This is a genomic window from Streptomyces sp. VRA16 Mangrove soil (assembly GCF_017377775.1).
Classification (GTDB): Bacteria; Actinomycetota; Actinomycetes; order Streptomycetales; family Streptomycetaceae; genus Streptomyces.
This window is the reverse complement of sequence record NZ_JAFVLN010000027.1, coordinates 85,591-92,659: the sequence shown is the minus strand read 5'-3', so window position 1 is coordinate 92,659 and position 7,069 is coordinate 85,591. Positions and strand designations below refer to the sequence as shown.

Genomic DNA, 7,069 nt, shown 5'->3' with positions numbered 1-7,069 from the left:
GAGCTGGAGGCCGGTTGGAGCGCTCGCCCCGCGCCGGGGTGCCGCCTTGCCCACCCTGCCGCCCATGGCGGCAGATTGCCCAAGGCGGCGCGGCAGCCGACCGGCGGCGGATCGCCCGAGGCGGCCGTGGCGGGCGGCGGCGGATGGCCCAAGGCGGGGTGGGCGGGCGGGTGGGGCTGGAACGTCCGTGTACGACCGCTAACACCCTCGACGGCCCTCTAAGTCCGGTTTATCGTAGGGGAGTTGGGGCTGACGGGGGGAGGCCTGACGGGATGGCCGGCAGCGGAGCGGGTGAGGTGCTCAACGGGCGGTACGTGCTCGACGAGCGGGTCGGATCCGGCGGAATGGGCATCGTGTGGCGGGCCACCGACCGCCTGCTCGGCCGCCAGGTGGCCGTCAAGGTGCTCCAGCTCCCGCCCGGGACGTCCGAGCGGGACCGGGAGCGGATGCTCGCCATGTTCACGCGGGAGGCACGGGCGGCCGCCGCGCTGGACCACCCCGGGATAGCGCCGCTGTACGACCACGGCACGGACGGTGAAGTCCCGTATCTGGTCATGCCGTTGCTGCGCGGCACACCGCTCCAGGAGCTCCTGGAGAGCGAGGGGGCGATGCCGCCCGAGCGGGTCGCGCACCTGGCGTCACAGGTGGCCCGCGCCCTGGCCTCCGCGCACGCGGCCGGCATCGTGCACCGCGACATCAAACCGGCGAACATCCTGGTCACCCCGGAGGAGACGGTCCGGGTCGTGGACTTCGGGCTCGCCAAGTTCCTCGACGCGACGGGCCGCGCCGGGCTCGGGCGGCTCACCCAGACCTCGGACTCGGTGGTCGGCACGCTCGCGTACATGGCGCCGGAGCGGTTCACCCGGGCCGTGGACGGCGGCCCCGCCGACGTGTATTCGCTGGGCTGCACGGTGCGCGAGATGCTCAGCGGGAATCCGCCGTTCGAGGCGACGTCGGCGGCCGAGCTGATGCACGCCCACCTCTACGAACCGCCCCGGCCGCTCGCCGACGACGTACCCGAACTGGCCGGTGAATGGGACGCGTTGGTGTCCCGGATGCTGGAGAAGGACCCGGCCCGCAGGCCGTCCGCGTACGAGGCGGCGGAGCTCCTGGAGCGGGCCGGGCACCGGCCGCCCGGCCCCGCCGACCCGCGCGTCGCCGCGCCCGGGAGCCCGCCGTCGGCGGGCCCGTACGGACCGCTCGCCTCGCCCTGGGGCCCGGCCGCGGCGAACCCGTACGCGGCCCCCGGGCAGCCCCCCACCTCGTACCACCTGACGCCGCCCACGCCCGCGCCGCCGCAGACCCGGCCCACGGTCTCCACGGCGAAGCGGCTGCGCGACCCCAGGTGGATCGCGGCCGGGGCCCTGGTCGCCGTCGGGGCGCTGCTCGGCGCCCTGTTCACCGTCGGCCCGCTCGGCGACCGGGGCTCGGGCGGCGGTTCGGGCGGCGGCGAGCCGAAGCAGGCGGCGCCGCGCACCGAGAGCGCGAAGGCCGTCGTCACCCGCACCGAGGAGATCACCCGGGGCGGCGCCAAGGACGCCGGCGGCCCGGCCCGGCCGGTCACCGGGGCCGAGCGGGGCGGCACGGTCCGGCTGCTGACCTGGGGATCCCTCGACGTGCCGGCCATGGACCCGGTGCTGTCGTGGGACGAGCGCGCCCAGTCCCTCGAACAGCTCGTCTACCGGGGCCTGACGGGGTACCGCTACGACGGCAACGGCGCGGTGCGCCTGGTCGGCGACCTCGCCACCGACACCGGCACGATGGCCCGGGGCGGGCGGCAGTGGACGTTCCACCTGAAGAAGGGGCTGACGTACGAGGACGGGCAGCCGGTGACGGCGCAGGACGTCGAGTACGCCGTCGAGCGGTCCTTCGACCCCGACCACACCAGCGGCGACCCCGGGGTGCGGATCGCCCTGTTCGGCGAGACGGTCGACACGTACTCCAAACAGGATCCGAGGCTGCCCGAGCGCACCATCGAGACGCCCGACGCCCGCACGATCGTGTTCCATCTCGCCTATGCGGAACCGGAGTTCGACGTCGCGCTGGCCGGGACGCTCTCCGCCCCGTTCCCGGCCCGGCTGCGGGCGAAGGACATCACCAAGAAGTTCATGATGCCGCCCGCCACGGGCCCGTACCGGATCGCCGACCAGGCCGACGACCGGCTCACCCTGGTCCGCAACCCGAAGTGGAGCGCCGCGTCCGACCCGATCCGCACCGCCTACCCGGACCGCTACGAGGTGCAGGGCCAGATGGACGAGGACGCCATCTCCGACGCCCTGGACTCGGCGGCGCCCGGCGAGGCCGTCGGCACCCTCGCCGGGTCCAGCCTGAAGGGCAGCTTCACGGACGTCGGCAACGCGCAGTCGATCGCCGCTCCCGGCAGCCTCGTCTACTCCCTGATGGTCGACGCCCGTCGCATCCCGCAGCTCTCGGTCCGGCAGGCCATCGCCATCGCCGTGCCCGCGACCGCGCTGCTCGACAAGGGGGGGGACCGCGGCAAGGTCGTCAACGGTGTGATGGCGCCCGGAGTCGCCGGACACAACGCGCAGGACGTGCTCGGCGCGGGCCGCGAGGGCGACCCCGACCGCGCCCGCGCGCTCCTCAAGGGCGCGGGCCAGCTCGGCCGCACCCTGAAACTGGCCACCGGCGACGGCGACACCGACACACAACTGGCCCTGATCCGGGGCAGCCTGGAGCAGGCCGGCTTCAAGGTGACCGTGCACGACTACGGCGCCGACTCCGACAAGTACACCGACGACGCCTGGGCCGGGAAGTACGACCTGTTCACCCTCTACCTCGGCGACCGGCACGCCACCTCGTCGACGTACCTGGCCCGCATGTTCGCCTCCCGCTACGGGCCGCACGGCACCTGGTCGAACTACTCCGAGATCGACAGCGACACCATCGACAGCGCCATCGACACCGCCCGCTCGGCCCCCGGCCTGGAGAGCTCCCGCCCGCTCTGGGCGAACGTGGACCGCGAGGTGGTGAAGGAGGCGGCGGCCGTCCCGCTGTACGTGCTGACCCCCACGTTCCTGTACACGACAGCGCTCAAGGGCGTGCGGGTCGGGATCCTCGGGATGACGCCGACGAGCCTGTACGTGGACCGGTGAGCCGAAACCGTTACGGACGAACGCACAAGCTGTGATGGGGAGTTGTCGATTCCGGGGCTAGCGTCGAACGCTATGCGGGGACGAGTGCTCAGCGGGCGCTACCGGCTTCTGGAGACCATCGGTTCCGGTGGCATGGGGCAGGTCTGGCGCGCCCGGGACGAGGACCTCGGGCGGGTCGTCGCCCTGAAGCTGTTCGCGCCGCCGGACGACATCGAGGCGGGCGAGCGGCAGGAGCTGCTGCGCCGGTTCCGGCGGGAGGCGCGGGCGGTCGCCGCGCTGTCCAGCCCGTACGTCGTCACGGTCTTCGACCACGGGACGGACACCGACGGCGAGCCGAACGGTGAAGTCCCCTACCTCGTCATGGAGCTGGTCGAGGGCGAGTCGCTGCAGGAGATGCTGCGGCGGGAGGTGCGGGTCCCCGTCGGGCGGGCCCTGGAGTGGGCGCGGCAGACGGCGCTCGGGCTGGCCGCGGCGCACCGCGCCGGGATCGTGCACCGGGACATCAAGCCCGGCAACATCATGGTCGCGCCGGGCGACCCCGGTGCGGTGAAGATCCTGGACTTCGGGATCGCCGCGTTCCTCGAGGGCGCGGAGTCCGCGACCCGGCTGACCAGGACCGGCACGCTGCCGATCGGGAGTGTGCTCTACATGGCGCCCGAACGGTTCCGGCAGGAGCCGGGCGACGGACGCATCGACCTGTACGCGCTGGGCTGCGTGCTCTACGAACTCCTCGTGGGCAGGCCGCCGTTCGTCGGGCCCGCCGCCGGGGTCATGTACAACCATCTGCACGACACACCGCTGAAGCCCAGCCGGGCACGGGCCGAAGTGCCGCCCCTCGTAGACGAGTTGACAGCCGCGCTGATGGCGAAGCGCCCCGCTGACCGGCCCGCGGACGCGGACGCGGTGGTGGCGCTGCTCGACGGGGTGACGGGGTGCGGGCCGGGGACCTCCGCAGGGCCGACCGGACCGGCTGGGCCGGCCGGGCACACCGGACGGACCGGACCGACGGTCAAGACACCGACATCGGCACCGGCACCGGCACCGGCACCGGCACCGGCACCAACCTCGACTCCCGCACCAGCCTCGACGCCAGCGTCAGCACAAGCACCGGCACCGGCCTCGACGCCAGCGTCGGCACCAGCACCGGCACCCTCACCCTCACCCGCGCCGGCCCCGGCCCCGGCCCCCACCCCGGCAACCAGAAAGCTCACCCCTCCCGCCCCCAAACCCGCCCGCCGCCGCAGCCGCCGCACCCTTCTCGTCGGTGCCGTCGCCCTGGCCTGTGTCGGCGGCGGGATCTCGGTGGCCGCCACCCTGAACGGCGGGGGCGGCGGTCCGGCCGGGCCGCCGCCCCCGGTACGGCCGCTGAACCAGCCCACGTTCCGGATCGCCGTCGCGAACCAGGGCACGGGCGCCGACACCAGGGCCGTGGAGCGGGCCCTGGACGACTACGCGGGGCTGCTGCCGCTGAAGGTCGTGGCCGTGCCGAACGCGAGCGCCCTGACCACGGCCGAGTTCGAGCGCAAGCACCCGGACGTCGTCGCCCTGATCGGGACCGCGGCGGGCACCGCGGGCCTGATGAAGGGCACCCCCGCCCTGCGCACCTGCCAGGACTACGCGCACGCACCGCGGTCCGGGGCCGATCCCGCCGACGCCGTCGAACAGTTCGGCGCGTATCTGGAACAGGTCATGCACACCAAGCGGCTGCTCGCCCCGGACACCGCGGGCCTGGAGCCGCTGGCGGAGCGGTTCGCGGCGGGCCGCGGCGCCGGGTACGGGTTCACCCCGTCCCCGACACCGCCGTACGCCATGAAGCGGAGCGCGCTGCGCCGGCTGCTCGCCGGGGCCCGGCCGGACACCGTCTACCTCGCCGACCAGAGCGGCCAGGGCGACAACGTCACCGCGCTGCGGCACGCCGGATACCGGGGTGAGATCGCCCTCGCCCCCGACCACCACGCCGACTGCGCCGCCACCGCCGCGCCGCGGTCCGCCCAGGAGTCGGTGCCCGACGGCACCCTGCGCTTTCGCACCACGTCCCCCGCCGGGGCGCCGGAGAAGGGCGAGTGCACCCAGGACGCCGCCTGGTGCGCCCGGGTACGGCCGCTCATGACGCGGCCCGGGGCCCTGGAGGAGTACGAGGCGGCGCAGGCGGTCGTGGCCGCGTTCCGGGCGAAGGCGGTCAACGACACGACGGCCGCCGCGGCCCGCGCGCACATCGCGGCCGCCCTGCCCGGCGCCCGGATCAACGGCCTCCAGGGCGACTACACGCCCGCCTCCCTCGGCACGGGCGTCACCCGCCCCGTCTGGGTGGAGCTGCGCGGCGCGGGCTCCTGGGACCCGCTCGGCACGGTGGCGTCCCTGACCCGCGATTGACGACAATCACCCCATGGAACCGGAACCAGATCTTCAAGCCCTCCTGAGGTCCCTGCGCGTCTGGGACACCGAGCTGCCCGCCTTCGACACCGGGGCCGCGCCCGCCGAGCCGGTCGCGCTGTTCACCCAGTGGTTCGCGGCGGCCGTGGCGGCCGGGCAGACCGAGCCGCACACCCCGTCGCTGGCGACCAGCGACGGGGAGGGCCGCGCCGACGTCCGTACGGTGATGCTGCACGGCGCCGACCGGGAGAGCGGCTGGAGCTTCGCCTCGCACTCCGGCAGCGCCAAGGGCCGCCAGCTGGCCGCCCGCCCGTACGCGGCGCTCGGCTTCTACTGGCCGGTGCAGGGCCGCCAGGTCCGGGTCCGCGGCCCCGTCCGTTCGGCGCCCGCCGAGGTGGCGCAGGCCGATCTGCACGCCCGCTCCACCGGCGCGCTCGCCGCCGCCCTCACCGGCCACCAGAGCGAACTCCTCTCCTCCGCTGCGGAGTTGGAGCGCGCGTCGCAGGCCGCGTGGGAGCGGGCGCAGCGCGAGCCGGACGCGCCGGTGCCGTCCTGGACGGCGTACGAACTGAGGCCGGACGAGGTGGAGTTCTTCCAGGGCGACGCCCGGCGGCGGCACGTGCGGCTCAGGTACCGCCGCACGGAGGCGGGCTGGGTCAAGGAGTTGCTGTGGCCGTGAACCTCAGGACGGTGAAGTCCCGCACGGGCCGGTAACCGAGGCGCTGGTACAGGGCGTTGCTCGTCGGGTTGGCGAGGTCGGTGAAGAGCACCACCGCGTCCGCTCCCGCGGCGAGCGCCGCCCGGCTCACCTCGGCGGTCGCGGCCCCGCCGTATCCGCGGCCGCGCAGCTCCTTGGGCGTGTAGACGGGGGCGACGCGCACGCTGCCGCCGACGAGCCGGGTGACGCCGGCCAGCGCGACGGGCGTGCCGTCGGGGGCCAGCCACAGGGTCGCGCCGCCGTACGAGATCCGGGAGTCGGCCCAGGCGAGGGCCTGTTCCCGGGTGAGCCTGTCCTCGATGCCGCCGGCGGCCTCGTCGCTGAACTCCTTGAACCAGCGGGCCAGCAGATCCCGGTCGGCCGGGCCCGCGACCCGGGCGGTGCCCGGCGGTGCGGGCGCGGGCGGTGCCAGCTCGCCGAGCACGTACAGCCGCTGGGCCATGCCCTCGGTGACCGAGCCGCCGGGGTGGCGGCGCAGCCAGGCGTCGGCGACGGCGCGGGCGCCCTCGACCGTGCCGCCGACCCCGACGGGCAGGTCCGCGTCGATGGCGGCGACCAGCGCCTCGGCCGCGTCGGGCCCGAGCGGACTGACGTACGGCGGGAACGGCGGTGTCCAGAGCAGGGCGCCCGCCACCTCCCCGGCCGCGTCGGTCCACACCCCGAACCGGGCGGTCGTGCCGTCGAAGCGTGCCTCCTTGGCCAGCAGCCCGGCGAGCACGCTCAACGGCACCGTGTGCAGGGCGGGATCGGCCCGGAGAAAGGCCCCGGCCCGCCGCTCGAACTCCTCGGGGTCGCGGGTGAGCCACCACTTTCCGGCTCCCTCATGCGCTTGCGTGTCCACCATCCGCCCATGCTGCCCGGCGCC

At 74.9% G+C, this 7,069-nt stretch carries 4 protein-coding genes; 3 read left to right on the top strand and 1 reads right to left on the bottom strand.

Annotated features, from left to right (window positions below):
* Positions 1-272: 272 nt before the first annotated feature.
* The 3 genes from J3486_RS41495 to J3486_RS41485 all read left to right on the top strand — a co-directional run bounded on the left by J3486_RS41495 (position 273) and on the right by J3486_RS41485 (position 6,165).
* Positions 273-3,113, top strand: a complete 2,841-nt coding sequence (locus tag J3486_RS41495) for an ABC transporter substrate-binding protein (protein WP_207829319.1) — start codon at positions 273-275, stop codon at positions 3,111-3,113.
* 72 nt (positions 3,114-3,185) lie between these two features.
* Positions 3,186-5,486: a serine/threonine-protein kinase gene (locus J3486_RS41490; RefSeq protein ID WP_207829318.1), complete on the top strand. Its 2,301-nt coding sequence runs from the start codon at positions 3,186-3,188 to the stop codon at positions 5,484-5,486.
* Between the two features lie 13 nt (positions 5,487-5,499).
* Positions 5,500-6,165 carry a pyridoxal 5'-phosphate synthase gene (locus J3486_RS41485; RefSeq protein WP_207829317.1) on the top strand — a complete coding sequence of 222 codons (666 nt, stop codon included), beginning with the start codon at positions 5,500-5,502 and terminating at the stop codon, positions 6,163-6,165.
* Here the strand turns inward: J3486_RS41485 and J3486_RS41480 are convergent.
* On the bottom strand, positions 6,143-7,048 hold the full coding sequence (locus J3486_RS41480; RefSeq protein WP_207829315.1) for a GNAT family N-acetyltransferase: 906 nt from the start codon (positions 7,046-7,048) through the stop codon (positions 6,143-6,145). The genes J3486_RS41485 and J3486_RS41480 overlap by 23 nt on opposite strands.
* Between the last annotated feature and the right edge of the window lie 21 nt (positions 7,049-7,069).